Source organism: Embleya sp. NPDC005971 (assembly GCF_040629175.1).
Taxonomy (GTDB): Bacteria; Actinomycetota; Actinomycetes; order Streptomycetales; family Streptomycetaceae; genus Embleya.
The window spans coordinates 1-20,207 of the sequence record NZ_JBEXUX010000098.1; the positions used below are offsets into that span (position 1 = coordinate 1).

The 20,207-nt window shown below is 73.1% G+C and carries 5 protein-coding genes; all 5 read left to right on the forward strand.

Features of this window, described 5'->3' with window-relative positions; genetic code table 11:
- A partial coding sequence (locus ABZ374_RS44505) for a beta-ketoacyl synthase N-terminal-like domain-containing protein (RefSeq protein WP_360323611.1) occupies positions 1 to 5,794 on the forward strand: 5,794 nt, incomplete at its 5' end.
- Positions 5,795 to 5,810: 16 nt separating this feature from the next.
- Complete coding sequence (locus tag ABZ374_RS44510) at positions 5,811 to 8,660, forward strand: aminotransferase class III-fold pyridoxal phosphate-dependent enzyme (protein WP_360323613.1); 2,850 nt, start codon at positions 5,811 to 5,813, stop codon at positions 8,658 to 8,660.
- Positions 8,661 to 8,727: 67 nt separating this feature from the next.
- Positions 8,728 to 10,239: an MFS transporter gene (locus ABZ374_RS44515; RefSeq protein ID WP_360323615.1), complete on the forward strand. Its 1,512-nt coding sequence runs from the start codon at positions 8,728 to 8,730 to the stop codon at positions 10,237 to 10,239.
- A gap of 211 nt (positions 10,240 to 10,450) precedes the next feature.
- Entirely contained in the window at positions 10,451 to 11,653 is a 1,203-nt protein-coding gene (locus ABZ374_RS44520) for an acyl-CoA dehydrogenase family protein (protein WP_360323617.1), read from the forward strand.
- A gap of 238 nt (positions 11,654 to 11,891) precedes the next feature.
- Positions 11,892 to 20,201, forward strand: a complete 8,310-nt coding sequence (locus ABZ374_RS44525; protein WP_360323619.1) for a type I polyketide synthase — start codon at positions 11,892 to 11,894, stop codon at positions 20,199 to 20,201.
- Positions 20,202 to 20,207: the final 6 nt, after the last annotated feature.

The window sequence follows — 20,207 nt, forward strand, 5'->3', positions numbered from 1 at the left end:
CGCCGCCTGGCACCTCCACGAACTCACCCGCGACCAACCACTCGCCATGTTCGTGTTGTTCTCCTCGCTCGCCGGCACGCTCGGCAACTCGGGCCAGGCGAACTACTCGGCGGCCAACCACTTCCTCGACGCGCTCGCCGAACATCGCCGCGCGCAGGGCCTGCCCGCCATCTCGCTGGGCTGGGGCCTGTGGTCCGTGGCGGGCGGCATGCAGGCCGGGGTCACCGCGGGCGGGCTCGACCAACTGCGGCACACCGGACTGCGGCCGATCTCCGCGACGGACGGCGCGGCCCTGTTCGATCGAGCGCTCGCGGCGAATCGCCCGGTGACCCTGCCGGCGCGGCTCGACCTGCGGGCGCTGCGGGCCGGATCGACCCCGGTCCCGGCGATGTTGCGGAGCCTGGTCGGTCGCCCGTCCCGCCGGGTGGTTCGGCCGGGCGCGGGCGGCGGGCGGGCACTGGCCGATCGGCTGGCCGCGCTGGCGCCGCAGCAGCGCGTCGAGCAGGTCGCCGAACTGGTGCGGGCCGAGGTGGCCGCGGTGCTCGGGTTCGGCAGCGGCGAACGGGTCGGCGAGAGCGTGCCGTTCCGCGAGCTGGGCTTCGACTCGTTGACCTCGGTCGAGTTGCGCAATCGACTGGCCGAGGTCACCGGTCTGCGGTTGTCGCCCGGGGTGGTGTTCGACTACCCGACGGTCTCGGTGATCTCCGAGCACCTGTTGGCCGAGCTGAGCGGCGAACTGCCGGCTTCGGCGGCGGCCGTGGCCGCGTCGGTCGCGGGTCCCGGCGGCGAGCACGACCCGATCGCGATCGTCGGGATGGCGTGCCGCTTCCCGGGCGGGGCCGCTACGCCCGAGGCGCTGTGGCGGCTCGTGGTCGACGGGGTGGACGCGATGTCGGAGATGCCGGACGACCGGGGCTGGGACATCGAGCGGCTCTGGGATCCGGACCCCGACAAGCCGGGCACGTTCTATCCGCGTGCCGGTGGATTCATCGACGGCGCCGCCGAGTTCGACGCCGGCTTCTTCGGCATCTCGCCCCGCGAGGCGCTCGCGATGGACCCGCAACAGCGGTTGCTCCTGGAGACCTCGTGGGAGGCGCTGGAGAGCGGCGGCATCGACCCGCAGTCGTTGCGCGGCAGCAACACCGGCGTCTACACCGGATTGACCGCGCAGGCATACGGCGAGGGCGGCGACGGGGTCGAGGAGAGCGCCGAGGGATATCGGCTCACCGGCTCCACGACGTCCTTCGGTTCCGGCCGAATCTCCTACGTGCTCGGGCTGGAAGGCCCGACGATGTCCATCGACACGGCCTGCTCGTCGGTGCTGGTGTCGCTGCACCTGGCCGCGAACGCGGTACGCAGCGGCGAATGCGGACTGGCCCTCGCGGGCGGCGCGACGGTGATGGCCCAGCCGATCGGCTTCATCGAGTTCTCCCGGCAGCGCACCCTGTCGCCCGACGGCAGGGCCAAGGCGTTCGACGAATCCGCAGACGGCACCGGCTGGTCCGAGGGGCTGGGCCTGTTCGTGCTGGAGCGGTTGTCCGACGCCCGGCGCAACGGGCACCCGGTGCTGGCGCTGGTCCGGGGCAGCGCGGTGAACTCCGACGGCGCCTCCAACGGCATGACCGCGCCCAACGGCCCGTCGCAACAGCGGGTGATCCGCCAGGCGTTGGCCAACGCCGGCGTGCAGGCGTCCGAGGTGGACCTCCTGGAGGCGCACGGGACCGGCACCCGGCTCGGCGACCCGATCGAGGCGCAGGCGCTGCTGGCGACCTACGGCCGGGATCGGCCGGCCGACCGCCCGCTGTGGCTGGGATCGGTGAAGTCGAACATCGGGCACACCCAGCACGCCGCCGGCGCCGGCGGGCTGATCAAGGCGGTGCTGGCCATGCGGGACGGCCTGCTGCCCAAGACCCTGCACGTCGCGGAGCCGACCTCGGCGGTGGACTGGTCCTCCGGCGCGATGCAACTGTTGACCGAGGCCCGCCCGTGGCCGGAGCTGGACCGGCCGCGCCGAGCCGCCGTGTCCGCGTTCGGGATGAGCGGCACCAACGCGCACGTGATCCTCGAACAGGCGCCGGCGGAGCCGGTCCCGGCACCGGCGCCGGCCCCGGTGTCGCTGCCGGCGGTGCCGTGGGTGTTGTCGGCCAAGTCGCCGCAGGCGCTGCGGGCCCAGGCCGCCCGGTTGTCGTCCGTGCTGGACTCCGACACCGCGCCGAACCCGCTCGACATCGGGTTCTCGCTGGCGGCCCGCTCGGTGTTCGACTACCGCGCGGTGCTCGTCACCGGGGGCGACGCCCAGGCGTCGGCCGGGTTGCGGGCGATCGCCGAGGGCGAGGCATCGGCCGCCCGGGAGGGCCGGTCCGCGTTCCTGTTCACCGCAGGGCCGGTACCGGGCCCGGATCCCGATCTGTACGAGACGCTGCCGGCATATGCCAAGGCGTTCGACCGGACCCTGGCCGAACTCGGCGACAAGGGCGAGGACGCCACCCTGTTCGCCGCCGAGGTCGCGCTGTTCCGCCTGGTCGAGTCCTGGGGCCTGTCCATCGGCTGCGTCGCCGGGGCCGGGATCGGCGAACTCGCCGCCGCGTACGTCGCGGGCGCGCTCTCGTCGGTCGACGCCGCCCGGTTGGTGACCGGCGCGGACCGGGACGACGTGGTGTTCGCCGAACCGCGGATCCCGGTGCTGTCGTTGCGCACCGGCCGCCCGCTCGCCGCCGGCGACCCGATCGGGTCGCCGGGAGCCGAGGGCATCGCCGCCGCCGAGCGGTGGATGGCCGAGCAGCGGGTGACCCGGTTCGTCGAGTCGGGTTCCCGGCACACGATCGAGGGCTCGGTGCTCCTGGTTCGGGACGACCGGCCGCGGGTGCACACCGTGCTCGAAGGCGTGGCGGAGCTGTTCGTCGCCGGGGCGACCGTCGACTGGGCGGCGGTGTTCACCGACACCGGGGCCCGCCGGACCGGCCTGCCCACCTACCCGTTCCAGCGCGAGCGGTACTGGCCGGCCGAGTCCGGCGACGCCGTGAGCCCGGACTCGGACGCCGGCGAGCACGGGCTGCTCGGCACCGCCATCGCGGTGGCGGGCCGGGACGAGCTGGTGTTCACCGGCCGGTTGTCGCTCGGCACCCATCCCTGGCTGGCGGACCACGTCGTCGCCGGGGTGCCGGTGTTGCCCGGAGCGGCCCTGGTGGACCTGGCGATCCGGGCCGGCGACGCGACCGGCTGCCCGGTGCTGGCCGAACTCACGGTCGCCGAACCGCTGGTGCTGCCCGATCGCGGCGGCCTGCAGCTACAGGTGGTGACCGGCGCCGCCGACGAGGCCGGACGGCGCACGGTGGGGATCCACAGCCGACCCGCCGCCGGCCCGGATGCGGACGGCGCGCCTCGGGACTGGACCTGCCACGCCACCGGCGTGCTCGCCGCCGCAGCCGGCCGGGCCGAGATCGAGGCGGTCGCGTGGCCGCCGGCCAAGGCCGCGGTGGTGGACTGGGCGTACCAGGATCTCGCCGACGCCGGTCGCCGATACGGCCCGGTGTTCCAGGGCCTGGAGTCGGTGCTGCGGCGCGGCGACGAGGTGTTCGCCGAGGTCCGGCTGCCCGAACGAGCCGTCGCCGAGGTCGGCCGGTTCGGCATCCACCCGGCCCTGCTGGAGGCCGCCGTACAGCCGCTGCTGATCGGCGCCGCCGAGGTCGAGCCGGACGGCACGGCCCTGCTGCCGCTGGGCTGGGAGGGCGTCGCCCTGTACGCCACCGAGGCGACCGTCCTGCACGTGCGGCTGGCTCCGGTCGGACCGCGGGCGTACCGCCTCGAAGTGGTCGACGAGGCCGGACTGCCGGTGCTGGTGGCCGAGTCGGTGCGCCTGGTGTCGGTGCGGCTGACGCCCAGGGACGGTGCGGCCGTTCCGCCCGGCCGCGCCTCGTTGTTCGCGCTGGACTGGACTCCGGTCCCGCCGCCGGCCGAGGACGAGCCGGAGAGCCTGCTCGCCCTGCTCGGCGACGACCCGGGCGAGCTGGCCGCGGTGGCGCCGCTGCGGTTCGCCGACATCGAGACGGCGGCGGCCTCCTACACCCCGTGGGACGTCCTGCTGGTGCAACCGTCGGCGCCGGGCGGCGTCGCCGGCCGACCGGCGGACGTGCACCGTGCGGTGGAACGGGCGCTCGACGTGACGCAGTCCTGGCTGGCCGAGGAGAACCTCCCGGACAACCGCCTGGTCGTGGTGACCAGGGGAGCGATGACCGTCGACGCGGCGGAGGAGGTCCGCGACCCGGCCGGGGCCGCGGTGTGGGGCCTGCTGCGGTCGGCCCAGGCGGAGAACCCCGATCGCGTCGTGCTGGTCGACCTGGACGACGACCCGGCCTCGGCCGAGCTGCTGTACCTGGCGGCCCAGGCCGGGGAACCCCAACTCGCGGTCCGCGCCGGGCGGATGCTCGCCCCTCGGCTGGCACCCTCGACCGCGCCGAAGTCGGCACCGCCGGTGCTCGCGAGTGGTGGCACCGTGCTGGTCACCGGCGCCGACGGGCCGCTGGGGGCGTTGTTCGCCCGGCACCTGGTCACCGCGTACGGGGTCGAGCACCTGCTGCTCGTACACCCGCACGGGACCGGCGGGCCCGCCGCGGGACTGCGGGAGGAGCTGCTCGGTCTCGGTGCGACGGTCACCGCCGCGGGCTGCGACGTGGCCGACCGGGAGGGCGTGCGCGCGCTGCTCGCCGACATCCCCGCCGACCATCCGCTGACCGGCGTCGTGCACACCGAGAACGTCCTGGACGACGGGGTGTTCACCGGGCTGACCACCGAGCGGGTCGCCCACGTGTTGCGGCCCAAGGTGGACGGGGCGTGGCATCTGCACGAGCTGACCGAGTCCGCCCCGCCCGCGCTGTTCGTGCTGTTCTCCTCGGTGGTCGGCATGCTCGGCAGCCCGGGCCAGGCCAACTTCGCCTCGGCGAACGCCTACCTGGACGCGCTGGCCACCCGGCGTCGGGCCGGCGGGCTGCCTGCGGTGTCGATGGCCTGGGGTCGGATGGTCGAGGGCGCCCAGTCCGGTCTGCGGGTGATCGCCGAGGACGAGGCACGCGACCTGTTCGACGCCGCGCTCGCCACCGGGCAGGCGGTGGTCGCCCCGGCGCCGCTGGACCTGGCCGCGCTGCGCCGCGACACCGCGCAGGTTCCGGTGGTGCTGCGCGCCCTGGTGCCGCGCGGCGAGCGCCGGAAGGCGAGCGCCGAACTGCCGGGCGACCGATTCGCGCAGATGACCAGGCCCGAGGCCGAGACGTATCTGCGCGACCTGGTGCGCGCCGAGGCGGCCGGCGTGCTCGGGCACGCGACGCCGGAGAACGTGCAGTGGGAGGTGTCCTTCCGGGACTCCGGCTTCGACTCGCTCTCCGCCGTGCAGTTCCGCAACCGGCTGGCCGAACAGACCGGCCTGTCCCTGCCCACCACGCTGGTCTTCGACTACGCCTCACCCGACGTGCTGGTGGAGCACCTGCTCGAACGGCTGGCCGTCACCGACGGGGTCAGCCGCCGCTCCGCGCTGGCCGAACTGGACAAGCTGGAGGCCGTCTTGATGGCCGTTCCGGTCGACGGGGCGGACGACCAGGACTCCGGGCACACCGAGATCGCCGCCCGACTGAGCGCCATTCTCGCCCGCTGGAACAAGACCCGGACCGACGCGCGGCCCGACGCGGTCCCGGGTGCCGGCGCGATCGACCTGGCCGCCGCGATCGAGACCGCGACCGAGAACGAGGTCTTCGACTTCATCGACCGGGAGCTGGGCCGCTCCTCCGCCAACCCGAACCGCTGACCACCAGGAGATATTGGTGAACGCACCCATCCGTTACGCCGAAGCCCTACTGACCGGATTGCTCGGCACCTTCGGTCTGGACATCGAGTATGTCCGAGCGGACAAGAACACCCTGTACTACCTGGACGAGACCGGTACCGAGGTGCCGGTGCTCGACCTGGTCGGTGGTTGGGGATCGTTGATGCTCGGGCACAACCATCCGGAGATCGTCGCCTACGCGAAGGAACTGCTCGACACCGGTTGGCCGGTGCACTCGCAGCACTCCTCGCACCCGGTGGCCGACCGGGTCGGCGCGGTGCTCAACGACATCCTCGGTCGCGAGTTCCCCGGCGCCGAGCCGTACCCGATCATCTTCGCCAACACCGGCGCGGAGGCGGTCGAAGCGGCGGTCAAGCACTGCGAGTTCGACCGCGTGTTGCGAATGAAGAGCCTGTTCGAGCAGATCGAGTGGAACGCCGACGTGGCGCTGAACGCGGTGCGCGACGGAGTGGCGGCACTGCCGGACGACACCTCCCTGCTGCCCGGGGACGTGCCGGCCCCGACCGGCCCGGAGGAGTTCGCGGCGCTGCTGGGAGCGGTGGCCGCGCACAACGTCGCGCGGGCCGGGACCACCCCGGTGTTCTTCGCGCTGGAGCGGGCCTTCCACGGCAAGCTGGTCGGCAGCACCCAGTTCACCTACAACCCGCTGTTCCGGGCGGCGTTCGCCTCGCTGGGGTCGACGGTGACGTTCGTACCGCCGAACGACGCGGGGGCGTTCGAGAAGATCGTCTCCGAGCAGCGGGTCACCGTGCTCGACGTCGAGGTGGTCGAGGGCCGGGTCACGCTCGTCGAGCGGGCCTTCCCGGTCATCGCCGGACTGATCGTCGAGCCGATCCAGGGCGAGGGCGGGATCCACGAGCTGACCGTCGAGTTCGCCACGCGGATCAGGCGGATCTGTGACGAGATCGAGTGCCCGATCGTCGTGGACGAGATCCAGACCGGGATGGGGCGGACCGGGAAGTTCTTCGCGAGCGCGCACATCGGACTGCTCGGCGACTACTACGTGCTGGGCAAGTCGCTGGGCGGCGGAATCGGCAAGACCTCCGTCATGCTGGTCCGACAGTCGCGCTATCGCCCGGAGTTCGAGCTGGTGCACAGCTCGACCTTCGCCAAGGACGGCTTCTCCACCGCCATCGCGCTGCGGACCCTGGAACTCCTGGAAGCGGAGGACGGCGCCGCCTACGACCGGGCCGCCGAACGCGGCGACCGCATCCTGGGCATGCTCCGCGAACTGGCCGAGGAATTCTCCGACGTGGTGGCCGACGTGCGAGGGCGCGGACTGCTCATCGGACTGGACTTCGCCGACCAGAGCAACGCCTCGTCGCCGATCATCCGGGAGAAGGCGCGGGCCGGTCTGCTCGTCTTCCAATTGGGCAGCTACCTGCAGACGGCCCACCACATCCGCACCGGTCCGACGGCCAGCGTGCCGACCATGTTGCGGATCGAGCCGTCGATCGAGATCAGCGACGAGGAGATCGAGCAGCTTCGGACCGGCCTCACCCAGGTCTGCCGGATCCTGCGCCACCAGGACGCGATGACCTTGATCCACCCGCTCACCGGCGCCGGAGCGTCGGCGCGCCCGGAGATCGCGGACTTCCGACCGGCCGCGGCCGAGGCGTCCGCGCCGACGGAGCCGGCCGACCACCGGGTCGGGCTCGTCGGCTATCCGCTGACTCCGGACGCGTTGCGGGAGTTCGACCCCTCGCTGGCCGACCTCGACGATGCCCGGCTGCTCGCCTACGCGCGGCGGTCCGAGCTGCTCAAGGACCTGCCGGCGTCCGGACCGGTCCGGTTCACGTCGCCGCAGGGGACGTCGGTGGACCTCACCGTCTACCCGCTGTTGGTGACCCAGCAGCAGTTGCGCGAGTACCAGGTCTCCGGGCAGACCTTCCTGATCGGCCTGGACCTGGATCGCCGGGTGCGCGGGGCGAAGGCGGACGGCTGCGACACCGTCGGCCTCGGCTTCGGCCTCGGCGCGGTCGGCGGTCACGGCCGCGCGTTGCGGGTTCCCGGGGTCACGGTGACCGCGGGCAGCGCGCTGGCGGTCGGCTCGGCGCTGGCCGCCGTCCGGCACGCGGCCACCGAACGCTTCGGCGGACTCGACGGGTTGACGGTCGCGGTCGTCGGCGCCGGCGGGCGGATCGGCTCGGCCATCGCCGCGATCGGCGCCCGGGAGGCCGCCCGGATCGTGCTGGTGGGCAGTGGCCGGCCGGGCTCGGCCGAGCGACTGCAGGCCACCGAACATCGCATCTACCAGGAGTCGTGGGCGCGGATCGCGGCCGGCGGCGAGCTGACCGGCATCGCGGCGGCGCTGTTCGCGGAGCCGCTCATCGCCGGGTGGCTGGCGGAGGGACGCGCCGGCGACGAGCCCAGCGGCCAGGCGATCGCCGCCTATCTCGCCGACAGCCGGGAGAGCGACCCGTTTGTCGTCGTGGCCGATGATCTTTTGCCGGTGCGAAATGCACACGTGGTGTTCACGGCACATTCGAGCCCGGTTTCCGTGTTGGACGAGAAGCACCTCACCGACGGCGCAATCATCGGCGATTTGTCCTTTTTCGGCACCGGTACCGAATCCACGGTAGCGGCTTCTCGCGACGATCTACTGTACGTACGGGCCGGTGTACTTTCCGTGTCCACTGGCGGTATTCTGCCTCCTGGCCTCAGCGTTTCACCGAGTGCTGACGAATTGCCGGCGGGGGCGGCGGAAGCCATCACACTCGCATTGTCCGGGGGTGGATCGACGGGCGATGGTGCCATTACCCGCGAGCGGGTGGACGCCATTGTCGAACTCGCGAAGCTGCACGGATTCGAGACGGTTCTTCGCTGAAGTCCGCCGAACGCCGTTCGCCGGACCATCGGCCGATGGTCCGGCCCGATCAACAGAGGTAAGTGGTATGTCAGAGTCACCAGATTCCGAGTCGAAAGTGGCGGCGGAGGGCGCGTCCGACCCCCACTACGTCAACCGCTGGTTGATCCTGGCGGTGATCGGCATCGCGCAGATGACGATCTTCCTGGATACGACGGTCGTCAACATCGCGCTGCCGTCGGCACAGGCGGACCTCGGGTTCGAGGACGCGGACCGGCAGTGGGTCGTCACGGCCTACGCACTCGCCTTCGGCAGCTTATTGCTGCTGGGCGGCCGGGTGGTCGACCTCATCGGGGCCAAGCGGTCGCTGATGATCTCGATCGTCGGATTCGGTGTCATGTCGGTGCTGGGCGGCGCGGCCAACGGGTTCCCCATGTTGGTGACCGCTCGGGCGCTGCAGGGAGGGTTCGCCGCGCTCGTCGCGCCGGCGGCGCTGTCGTTCCTGCTGACCGTGTTCAAGGACCCGAAGGAACGGGTCACCGCGTTCGGTGTCTACGGTGCACTGGGCAGCGGCGGGCTCGCGCTCGGCCTGATCCTGGGCGGCGCGCTGACCGACTGGTTGGACTGGCGTTGGTGCCTGTACGTCAACGTGATCCTCACCGCGGTCGTCTTCATCGGCGCGTCGCTGACGATGCAGAACCGGCAGGCCGAGCACCGCCCGGAGAAGCTCGACCTGCCCGGCACGGTGACCGCCTCGGTCGGCCTGTTCTGCCTGGCCTACGGCCTGTCCAACGCCGCGGACGGTCACTGGGGCGGCGTCGACGTGTGGGGCTACCTGGTCGGCAGCGGGGTCCTGCTGATCGCCTTCGTGCTGTTCGAACTGCGCTCGAGCACCCCGCTGCTGCCGATCAGGATCGTGCTGCACCGCAACCGGGGCAGCGCGTATCTGGCGATGTTCCTGCTGGGGATCGGGCTGTTCGTACAGTTCCTGTTCCTGACCTACTACCTCCAGTTGATCCTGGACTTCTCGGCGATCCAGAGTGGCCTGGCCTTCCTGCCGATGATCGTCGGGATCGCGATCGGCGCGACCACCGTCCCGCCGATCCTCGAACCCAAGCTGGGGTCGCGCATCCTGATCCCGGCCGGGCTGCTGTTGGCCGCGGTGGGTTCGTTCTGGCTCAGCCGGCTGACCACCGACAGTTCGTACGCGGGCGGCGTGCTGGCCCCGACCCTGATCGCCGGCATCGGCTTCGGCCTGGTCGTCTCGCTGGGCGCCGCGGTGGCCACGGTGGGCGTCGAGCCGCAGGACGCCGGTGCCGCCTCGGCACTGGTCAACACGGTGCAGCAGGTGGGTGGTTCGATCGGCACCGCGCTGCTGAGCACGCTGGCGATCACCGCGGCGGACTCGTACATCGAGGGCAAGACGCCGACCCCGAAGCTCGCCGCGGAGGCCTCCGTGGAGAGCTACACGACGGCGTTCTTCTGGGGCGCGGTGGTCTTCCTCGGCGGCGCGATCGTCTGTGGGCTGCTCTTCGACCGCTTCGTGACGGCGCAGACCGACCCGGAGGTCGGTGAACCGGCCGCGGTGCCGGGCGTCTGATCCGTCCGCGGGCTTCGACCGGGAACCGGTCGTCGGCTCGTACTCGGTGCCAAGGCTCGTACTTGGTTCCGAGTACCAGCCCGGCGGCCGGTTTCTGGGTTCTCGACGCTGGGACTGCCGGGCCGGAGCGGATTGACTTGAGCACGGATGCGGTGCGGTGAGCCCACCCCGATCGGGGTCGGCCCGCGACCCACGATCGAAGGAGAGCTTCGTGACAGCAGTGGCCGATGAGCGGACGGACGAGGCGACCGGGCCGACGGTCGACCCCGCGGAGCTTTTGACCCGTGCCCGTGAGCTTGCTCAGCTCATCCGCGACAATGCGCCGAAGACCGAGCAGGACCGCAGGCTCGCCGAGGAGGTCGTGGTCGGCCTCCGCGACGCGGGCCTGTTCCGGCTCACCACGCCGACCCGGTTCGGCGGCTACGACCTGAAGATGTCGGACCTGCTGGCGCTCGTCGCCGAGGTCGGCAAGTCGTGCGGGTCGGCGGGCTGGAACCTGTCCATCGACACCGCGTCGACGCGGTTCGCGTTGAACGGGATGCCGGAGGCCGCGCTGGCCGAGATGTTCGCGGACAACCCCGACGCGTACGTGATCTCCACGGCCCACCTGAGCACCACCAAGGCATGGCGCACCGAGGGCGGGTTCCGGATCACCGGCACCTTCCCGTGGAGCTCGGGCTGCGAGATAGCGGACTGGGCCTACATCCCCGTGGTGCACATCTACGACGGCGAGGAGCAGACCACCGACCTGGTGGGCGCCGTCGTACCGATGAGCGACCTCAAGATCGAGCGCACCTGGCACGTGGCCGGTCTGGCCGGCTCCGGCACGCACACGGTCGTCGCCGAGGACGTGTTCGTCCCCGAGGTGCGGGCGGTCGGGTTCAGCCTCACCGACCTGGTGGGCGAGGACGAGCGGGACAGCATGCTGCTCCAGGGCAGCGCGCAGTCGCTCGCCGCGATCGTGGGCGCGGCCGAGGGCGCGCTCGAGGTCACCCGGCAGGCGCTGGCCAAGAAGCGGCCGATCACCTACGTCAACTACGAGGCGGCCGTGGACGCGCCGTCGGTGCAGATGTGGTTCGGCGAGGCCGCGCACCTGATCGAGACCTCCCGACTGCACCTGACCGAGATCGGCCGGGCCCTCGACGGGATTCCGGAGACCCAGCCGATGCCGTGGGAGGAGCGGGCCCGGCTTCGCATGCACCAGCGGTCCGCGCACGAAAAGGCGCGCGCGGGTGTGGAGAAGTTGCTCGACGTCGTCGGCGGCAGCGCATTCGCCCTGTCCAACCCGCTGCAGCGCCTGTGGCGGGATATCTCGGTGATGAGCCGGCACACCGCGCTCAACGCGCCGATCATTCTCGAGGACTACAGCCGCGCGACGTTGGACATTCACCCCTCGGTGACTCTGCTGTACTGAGGTTCCTCCTTCCGGCCGGGCCTTCGGGCGCGGCTGCTCCTCCGCAGCGATCAATGCATCGGTATTGCTCGGCGGCCGGATGATCCGGTGGCCGCCGAGCAATACCGGTGCGCCTTTTTATGCACCGCTTCCCACCCGGCCGGCGGCGATTTCCATTGGTATCCGCCACCAGATTTCCATACGCATTCTGGGTTCGTGAAACAAGCCAACTCACCGCCGGCCGCGTTGACTGCTGGGTATGAGACGGATCGCCGTGGTCGGATTGGCTTGTCGGTTTCCCGGGGCCGGCGACGGCCACGAATTCTGGCGATTGTTGCGGGACGGGACGGACGCGGTACGCGAGGCCCCCGAGGACCGGTGGCGCGGCGCCGAACTGCCGCATCGCCGGGGCGGGTTCGTGGACGGAATCGACCGCTTCGACGCGGCGTTCTTCGGCATCGCCCCGGGCGCGGCGGCCGCGATGGACCCGCAGCAGCGCCTGATGCTGGAGCTGGCCTGGGAGGCGCTGGAGGACGCCCGGATCCTGCCCGCCGAACTCGGCGGCGGCGACACCGGGGTGTTCGTCGGTGTCATGTGGGACGACTACGCGGCGCTCCAGGATCGGCTCGGCGCGGCCGGCGTCGACCGGCACACGATGACCGGCACCCGCCGCGCGATCATCGCCAACCGCATCTCCCACCACCTCGGCCTGCGCGGACCGAGCCTGGCCGTGGACACCGCACAGTCCTCCTCCCTGGTGGCCGTGCACCTGGCGTGCGAGAGCCTGCGACGCGGCGAGTGCGGCGTGGCCATCGCCGGCGGGGTGAACCTGAACATCCTGGCCGAGCCGACGCTCGGCGCGGTGCGCTTCGGCGGCCTGTCGCCGGACGGCCGCTGCTACACCTTCGACGCGCGGGCCGACGGCTTCGTGCGCGGCGAGGGCGGCGGCGTGGTGGTACTCAAGCCGCTGGACGCCGCGCTCGCCGACGGCGACGACATCTACTGCGTCCTGACCGGTGGTGCCGTGAACAACGACGGCGCCGGGGAGGGCGAGCACGCCGGCCTCACCGTGCCGACCCGGTCCGCGCAGGAGGAGGTCGTCCGGCAGGCGTACCGGCGGGCCGGCGTCGCGCTGCGCGGCGTGCAGTACGTCGAACTGCACGGCAGCGGCACCCCGGTGGGCGATCCGATCGAGGCCGCGGCGCTCGGTGCGGCACTGGGTCGCGCCCGGCAGCCGGGTGCGCCGCTGTCGGTGGGTTCGGTCAAGACCAACATCGGGCACCTGGAGGGCGCGGGCGGGATCGCCGGGCTGGTCAAGGTGGCGCTGAGCATGCGGCACCGGTTGTTGCCGCCGAGCCTGAACTTCGTCGCACCGCCCTCGACCATTCCCCTCGACGACCTCGGCCTGCGGGTACAGACCGAGTTGACGCCGTGGCCGGAACCGGACCGGCCGCTGCTGGCCGGGGTGAGTTCGTTCGGGATGGGCGGTACGAACTGTCACCTGGTGGTCGCCGAGGCCCCGGCGACCGGTGCGCGGTCCGCCACGACGATCGCCCCGACCACCGCCTCGGCGGCCGGTGCGCACGTGTGGCCGATCGCCGGCCGCACCGGCGAGGCACTGCGGGCCCAGGCCGCCCGGCTGTCCTCCTTCGTGGACGAACGGCCGGAGTCCGCCGCGGACATCGGGCTGTCCCTGGCCACCACCAGGACCGCGTTCCGACACCGTGCGGTCGTGGTCGGCCGGGACCGGGAACAACTGCGGCTCCGACTGGCCGAGTTCGCCGCCGGCGCGGCCGTCGCCGGAGTGGTCGAGGGACAGGCCGCGGCGGTCGGCGAGACGGTGTTCGTCTTCCCCGGGCAGGGTTCGCAATGGGCCGGCATGGCGGTCGAACTGCTGGAATCCGTACAGGAGTTCGCCGAATCGATGCGGGCCTGCGAGGCGGCGTTCGCGCCGCATGTCGACTGGTCGCTGAGCGAGGTGTTGCGGGACGCGACCGCCCTGGAGCGGGTGGACGTGGTGCAGCCCGCGCTGTTCGCGGTGATGGTGTCGCTCGCCGCGCTGTGGCGCTCGTGCGGGATCGAGCCGGCGGCGGTGGTCGGACACAGCCAGGGCGAGATCGCCGCCGCGTGCGTGGCGGGCGCCCTGTCGCTCGAGGACGCCGCGCGGGTGGTGACGCTGCGCAGCCGGGCCCTGATCGCGCTGTCCGGCCGCGGCGGCATGGTGTCGGTCCTGCGGTCGGCCGCCGAGGTGCGCGAGCGGATCGCCCCATGGCACGGCGCGGTGTCGATCGCGGCGGCGAACGGACCGTCGTCCGTGGTGCTCTCCGGCGACCCCGACGCGCTGGACGAGCTGGTCGCGCGGTGGACCGAGGAAGGCGTCGAGACCCGGCGGATCGTGGTCGACTACGCGTCCCACTCGTCGCACGTGGAGCAGATCCGGGAACGGCTGCACACCGTGCTGGCCGGGATCCGGCCGAGGTCCTCGACGGTGCCGTTCTACTCCACGGTGACCGGCGACCTGCTGGACACCGCCGAGCTGGACGCCGAGTACTGGTACCGCAACCTGCGGCAGACCGTGGAACTGGAGCAGGCCACGGGAGCGCTGCTGCGCGACGGACACGCGGTGTTCGTCGAGTGCAGCCCGCATCCGGTGCTGCTGCCCGCGCTGCGGGACACGATCGAGCAGGCCGGATCCGCATCCGGCGTGGTCACCGGCTCGCTGCGCCGGGGCGAAGGCGGGCCGGAGCGCTTCCTCGCGTCACTGGCCGAACTGCACGTGCGCGGGGTCCGGGTGGACTGGCCGCGCGTGTTCGCCCTGCGCGGCGCCCGCACCGTGGACCTGCCCGGCTACGCCTTCCAGCGTGAGCGGCACTGGCTCACCGAACCGGCCGTACGGGCCGCGCTCCCCGAGCCGCGGTCCGGGCCGGCGGCGCCCGCTCCGGCCGGGGTCACGGCCGTGATCCCGGCCGGGCCCCGGATGCTCGGGCTGGTGCGGTCGACCGTCGCGGTCGTGCTCGGCCACTCGGGCGGCGACGCGGTGGATCCCGGCGCCACGTTCAAGGAGCTGGGGTTCGACTCGCTGGGCTCGGTGGAACTGCGGGACCGGTTGAGCGCGGCGATCGGGCGCCCGCTGCCGGCGGGCCTGTTGTTCGGTCACCCGACGCCGGCCGAACTCGCGGACCACCTGCGTGTTCTGGTGACGGGCGACGACGCGGACGACTCGACCGGCGACCGGGCGGACGGCTCGCCGGGCGACACGACGGGCGGCTCGGCGGGCGACCTCGCGAGCGACGAGCCGATCGCGATCGTCGGGATGGCCTGCCGGCTCCCCGGCGGTGTGACGTCGCCGGAGGACCTGTGGCGACTGGTCGTGGACGGGACCGACGCGATCTCGGGATTCCCCACCAACCGGGGCTGGGACCTGGACCGACTGCACGACGTCGACCCGGACCGGGCGGGCACCTCGTACACCCGGCACGGTGGTTTTCTGCACGACGCCGACCGGTTCGACCCGGAATTCTTCGGCATCTCGCCGCGCGAGGCGCTGGCCATGGACCCGCAGCAGCGACTGCTGCTGGAGACGTCCTGGGAGGCGCTGGAGCGGGCCGGGATCGATCCCGCGGGCCGACGCGGCGCACCCGTGGGGGTCTTCGTCGGAGCGATGGCACAGGACTACGGTCCGCCGCTGCACGCCGTGCACGCCGAGTCCGACGGCTACCGACTGACCGGCAGCACGATCAGTGTCGCGTCCGGTCGGATCGCCTACACGCTCGGGCTCCAGGGCCCCGCGGTCACCGTGGACACCGCGTGCTCGTCGTCGCTGGTGGCGCTGCATCTCGCCGCGCAGGCGCTGCGGGCCGGGGAGTGCTCGCTGGCGCTGGCCGGCGGTGTCGCGGTGATGTCCGGGCCGGGCATGTTCGTGGAATTCAGCCGCCAGCGCGGGCTGGCCGAGGACGGCCGGTGCAAGGCGTTCTCGGCCGCCGCCGACGGCACCGGATGGGCCGAGGGCGCCGGCATCGTGGTGCTCGAACGGCTGTCCGACGCACGGCGCAACGGGCACCGGGTGCTGGCCGTGGTGCGCGGCAGCGCGATCAACCAGGACGGGGCGTCGAACGGGCTCACCGCGCCGAACGGGGTCGCCCAGGAACGGGTGATCCGCCGGGCGCTCGCTGCCGCCGGGATCTCCACCGGGGACGTCGACGTGGTCGAGGCGCACGGCACCGGGACCACGCTCGGCGACCCGATCGAGGCGGACGCGCTCGCCGCCACCTACGGCCGCGACCGGGAGCCGGGCCGCCCGCTGCTGCTGGGGTCGCTCAAGTCGAACATCGGCCACGCCCAGGCCGCGGCCGGGGTGGCCGGCGTGATCAAGATGGTGCAGGCGCTGCGGCACGAGACGGTGCCCAGGACACTGCACGCCGACGAGCCGACCCCGCACGTGGACTGGGCCGGCGGCGGGTTGGAACTGGTGACCGAGACCCGGGAGTGGCCGCGCACCGGTCGGGCCCGCCGGGCCGGGGTGTCCTCGTTCGGGATCAGCGGCACCAACGCGCACGTGATCATCGAACAGGCGCCGGCCGAGCCGGAGTCCGCGCCCGCACCCGTCGGGCCGGCCGGTCAGGTGTTGCCGTGGGTCCTCTCCGCGAGCAGCGAGGACGCGGTGGCGACCCAGGCCGCCGCCCTGCTGTCCTTCCTGGACGCCCACCCCGACCCGGACCGGGCGGACACCGGATTCGCCCTGGCCGCCGCCCGATCCGGCCTGCCGCACCGGGCCGCGATCGTCGGCGCCGACCCGGCCGCGCTGCGCCGGGGTCTGACCGCGCTCGCCGCCGGCGTCCAGGCACCCGGAGTGCTGCGCGGCGTCGCCCGGGAGGCGGGCGCGGTGGTGTTCGTCTTCCCCGGCCAGGGTTCGCAGTGGGTCGGGATGGCGACCGAACTGCTGGACTCCTCGGCCGTGTTCGCCGAGACGATGCGGGCGTGCGCCGAGGCGCTGGCCCCGCATGTCGACTGGGACCTGTTCGAGGTGCTGCGCGACGCCGCCGCGCTGGAGCGGGTGGACGTGGTGCAGCCCGTGCTGTTCGCGGTGATGGTGTCGCTGGCCGCGCTGTGGCGTTCCCACGGTGTGCGGCCCGCCGCGGTGGTGGGCCATTCGCAGGGGGAGATCGCCGCCGCCTGCGTCGCCGGGGCACTGGACCTGGCCGACGCGGCGCGGATCGTCGCGCTGCGCAGCCGGGCCATCCTGGCGCTGTCCGGCGCCGGCGGCATGGTCTCGCTCGCCCTGTCCGAGGACGAGGCCGCCGAACGACTGCTCCGCTGGGACGGCCGGATCTCGACGGCGGTGGTGAACGGCCCGGGGTCGGTCGTCGTCGCCGGCGACGTGGACGCGCTGGACGAGTTGATCGCCGAGTGCGAGGCGGCCGAGATCCGGGTCAAGCGGCTCCCGGTGGACTACGCGTCGCATTCGGCGCAGGTGGAGCGGATCGCCGACGAACTGGCCTCGGTCCTGGCCGGAACGACCCCGCGCCCCGCGGCGATCCCGTTCTACTCGACGGTGACCGCCGACCTGCTGGACACCACCGACCTGGACGCCGAGTACTGGTACCGCAACCTGCGCAGCCGGGTCCGCTTCGCCGAGACGGTCGGCGTGCTGGCCGAACGCGGGCACTCGGTGTTCGTCGAGGTCAGCCCGCATCCGGTGCTGACCTCGGCGATCGAGGACGTGCTGGAGCAGGCGGTCGTGGTCGGCTCGCTGCGCCGCGACGACGGTGGCCCCGAGCGGTTCCTGACCTCGCTGTCCGAGGCGTACGTACGCGGGGTGAGCCCCGACTGGCGGACCGTCTTCCCCGACGCCCGGCCGATCGACGTGCCCACGTCGGTGTTCCGGCGTCGGCGCTACTGGCTCGAACCGACCTCGGACGCGGAAGCGGCGGACGTCGCGGCGGCCGGACTGACCGCGGCGGATCACCCGCTGCTCGGCGCGGTGGTGGAACTGCCGGACTCCGGCGGCCTCGTGCTCACCGGACAACTCTCCCGGCAGGCCCAGCCGTGGCTGGCCGACCACGGGCTGGCCGATCGCGGGCAGGGCGACACGGTGCTGGTGCCCGGCGCCGCGTTCGTCGAACTGGCGGTGCGCGCGGGCGACGAGGTGGGCTGCGACGAGGTGGCCGAGCTGACCTGCGAGGTGCCGCTGGCGCTGCCGGAGCAGGGCGGGGTCGCGGTCCGGGTCACGGTCGGCGAGGAGGACGAGTCCGGCCGCCGGGTGTTGGCCGTGCACGCTCGCCCGGCGGACGGTTCCGGTGTCTGGACCCGGCACGCGAGCGGGGTGCTGGCGGTCGGTCGGGCCGAGGAGTTCGACCTGAGCGCCTGGCCGCCGGCCGACGCGGTCGCGGTGGAGTGGGACGGCGGATACGACCGCTGGAGCGAACTGGGCTACCGCTACGGCCCGGCGTTCCAAGGACTGCGCTCGTGGTGGCGCCGGGGTACGGAGATCTTCGCCGAGGTCGCGCTGCCCGCCGAGATCGAGGCGGACGCCGGCCGGTTCGGGCTGCACCCGGCGCTGTTGGACGCCGCGTTGCACGCCGCGGTCGGGGACGGTCCCGGCTGCCGGTTGCCGTTCTCCTGGCAGGGCGTGTCGTTGCGGGCCGGCGGGGCGTCCGCGCTGCGGGTGTGGATCTCGCCGGACGGGGCGGACACCGTCTCGTTGCGGCTCGCCGACGCGACCGGGGCACCGGTGGCCTCGGTGGAGTCGCTGGCGCTGCGCCCGCTCCCGGCCGGGGCGCCGACCGGCGGGTCGCCGGATGCCCTGTTCCGGGTGGACTGGGTCGAGGCACACGTGCCCGAGACCCGCGACGACCGGCGGCCATGGGCGGTCGTCGGCACCGACGAACTCGGGGTCGGCGTGCCGACCCACGCCGATCTCGGCGCGCTGGCCGCCGCCGGACCGGTACCCGACGTGGTCTTCGCCGCGTCGACGGGAGAGCCCACCGCGGCCGGCGTGCACGCCGTGGCCGGCCGGACGCTGCGGTTGATCCAGCAGTGGCTCGCCGACGAGCGGTTCTCCGCGTCGAGGCTGGTGCTGCTCACCCGCGACGCGATGGTCGTCGAAGCGGCCGAGACGGATCCCACCGGGGCGGCGGGTGCCGGGGTCTGGGGCCTGGTCCGGTCGGCCCAGCGCGAGCATCCGGATCGGTTCGTCGTCGTCGACCTGGACGCCCACGAGGCGTCGGTCGCCGCCCTCCCGGTCGCGCTGGCCACCGGCGAACCGCAACTGGCCATCCGCAAGGGGCGGCCACTGGTACCCCGGTTGGCCCGGGTCGCCGGCCGGCCGGCGACGCGACCCGACCTCACCGCGGGCACGGTGCTGATCACCGGCGCCACCGGCACCCTGGGCGCCCTGTTCGCCCGGCACCTGGTGACCCGGTACGGCGTAACCCACCTGCTGCTGGCCGGGCGGCGCGGACCGGACGCCCCCGGCGCGGCCGAACTCGCCGCCGAGCTGGCCGAGTCGGGCGCGACGGTCACCGTGGCCGCGTGCGACGTCGCCGATCGTGGCGCGCTGGCCGAGCTGTTGGCCTCGATCCCGGCCGAACGCCCGCTGACCGGTGTGCTGCACGCCGCCGGGCTGCTCGACGACAGCGTGCTCGAAGCGATGCGCCCCGAGCAGCTCGAACGGGTACTGCGGCCCAAGGTCGACGCCGCGCTGAACCTGCACGAGCTGACCCGGGGACTCGACCTGTCGATGTTCGTGCTGTTCTCCTCGGTCGCCGGGATCCTCGGGCTGCCGGGACAGGCGAACTACGCCGCCGCCAACGCGTTCCTGGACACCCTGGCCCAGCAGCGCGCGGCAGGCGGCCTGCCCGCCGTGTCGCTCGCCTGGGGCCTGTGGGCGCCGCCGAGCGGCATGACCGGCCGACTCGCGGACGCCGACCTGAGCCGGATGCGCCGCGCCGGCCTGACCGCGCTGACCGCGGCGGACGGGCTGGCCCTGTTCGACGCCGCGGTCTCCGCCGACACGCCCCTGCTGGTCCCGGCCCGGATCGACCCGGCCGCGGTACGGGCGCACGGTACGGTACCGGCCCTGCTGCGCGGGGTGGTCCGCGACCGGGTCCGGCGCGCGGAGGCCAGCGCGGCCAAGCCGGGCGACGCCGTCGCATCGCTCGGCGCGGGCCTGGCCCGGATGTCCGGTGCCGAGCGCGAGGAAGCCCTGCTCGGCCTGGTCCGCGAACACACCGCCACCGTGCTGGCCCACGGCACACCGGGCGCGGTCGCCCCCGGCCGGACCTTCAAGGAACTGGGGTTCGACTCGCTGACGGCGGTGGAACTGCGCAACCGGCTGGGCGCGGCGACCGGGCTGCGCCTGCGGGCCACGCTGGTGTTCGACTACCCGACACCGGCGGCACTCGCCGGTCACCTGGGCACGGCGCTCGCCCCGACCGAGCCCACCGGGCCGACGGAGCCCACCGGGCCCACCGTGCCGGCCGCGCCACCCGTACCGCAGGCGGTCGAGCTGGACGGGCTGGAGCTCGACGAACTCTTCGACCTCATCGACGGCGAACTTGGCATGCCCTGATCGGAG

Coding starts and splice junctions, on each gene's coding strand:
- ABZ374_RS44515 (WP_360323615.1), top strand. CDS start 8,728: ATGTCAGAGTCACCAGATTCCGAGTCGAAAGTGGCGGCGGAGGGCGCG.
- ABZ374_RS44525 (WP_360323619.1), top strand. CDS start 11,892: ATGAGACGGATCGCCGTGGTCGGATTGGCTTGTCGGTTTCCCGGGGCC.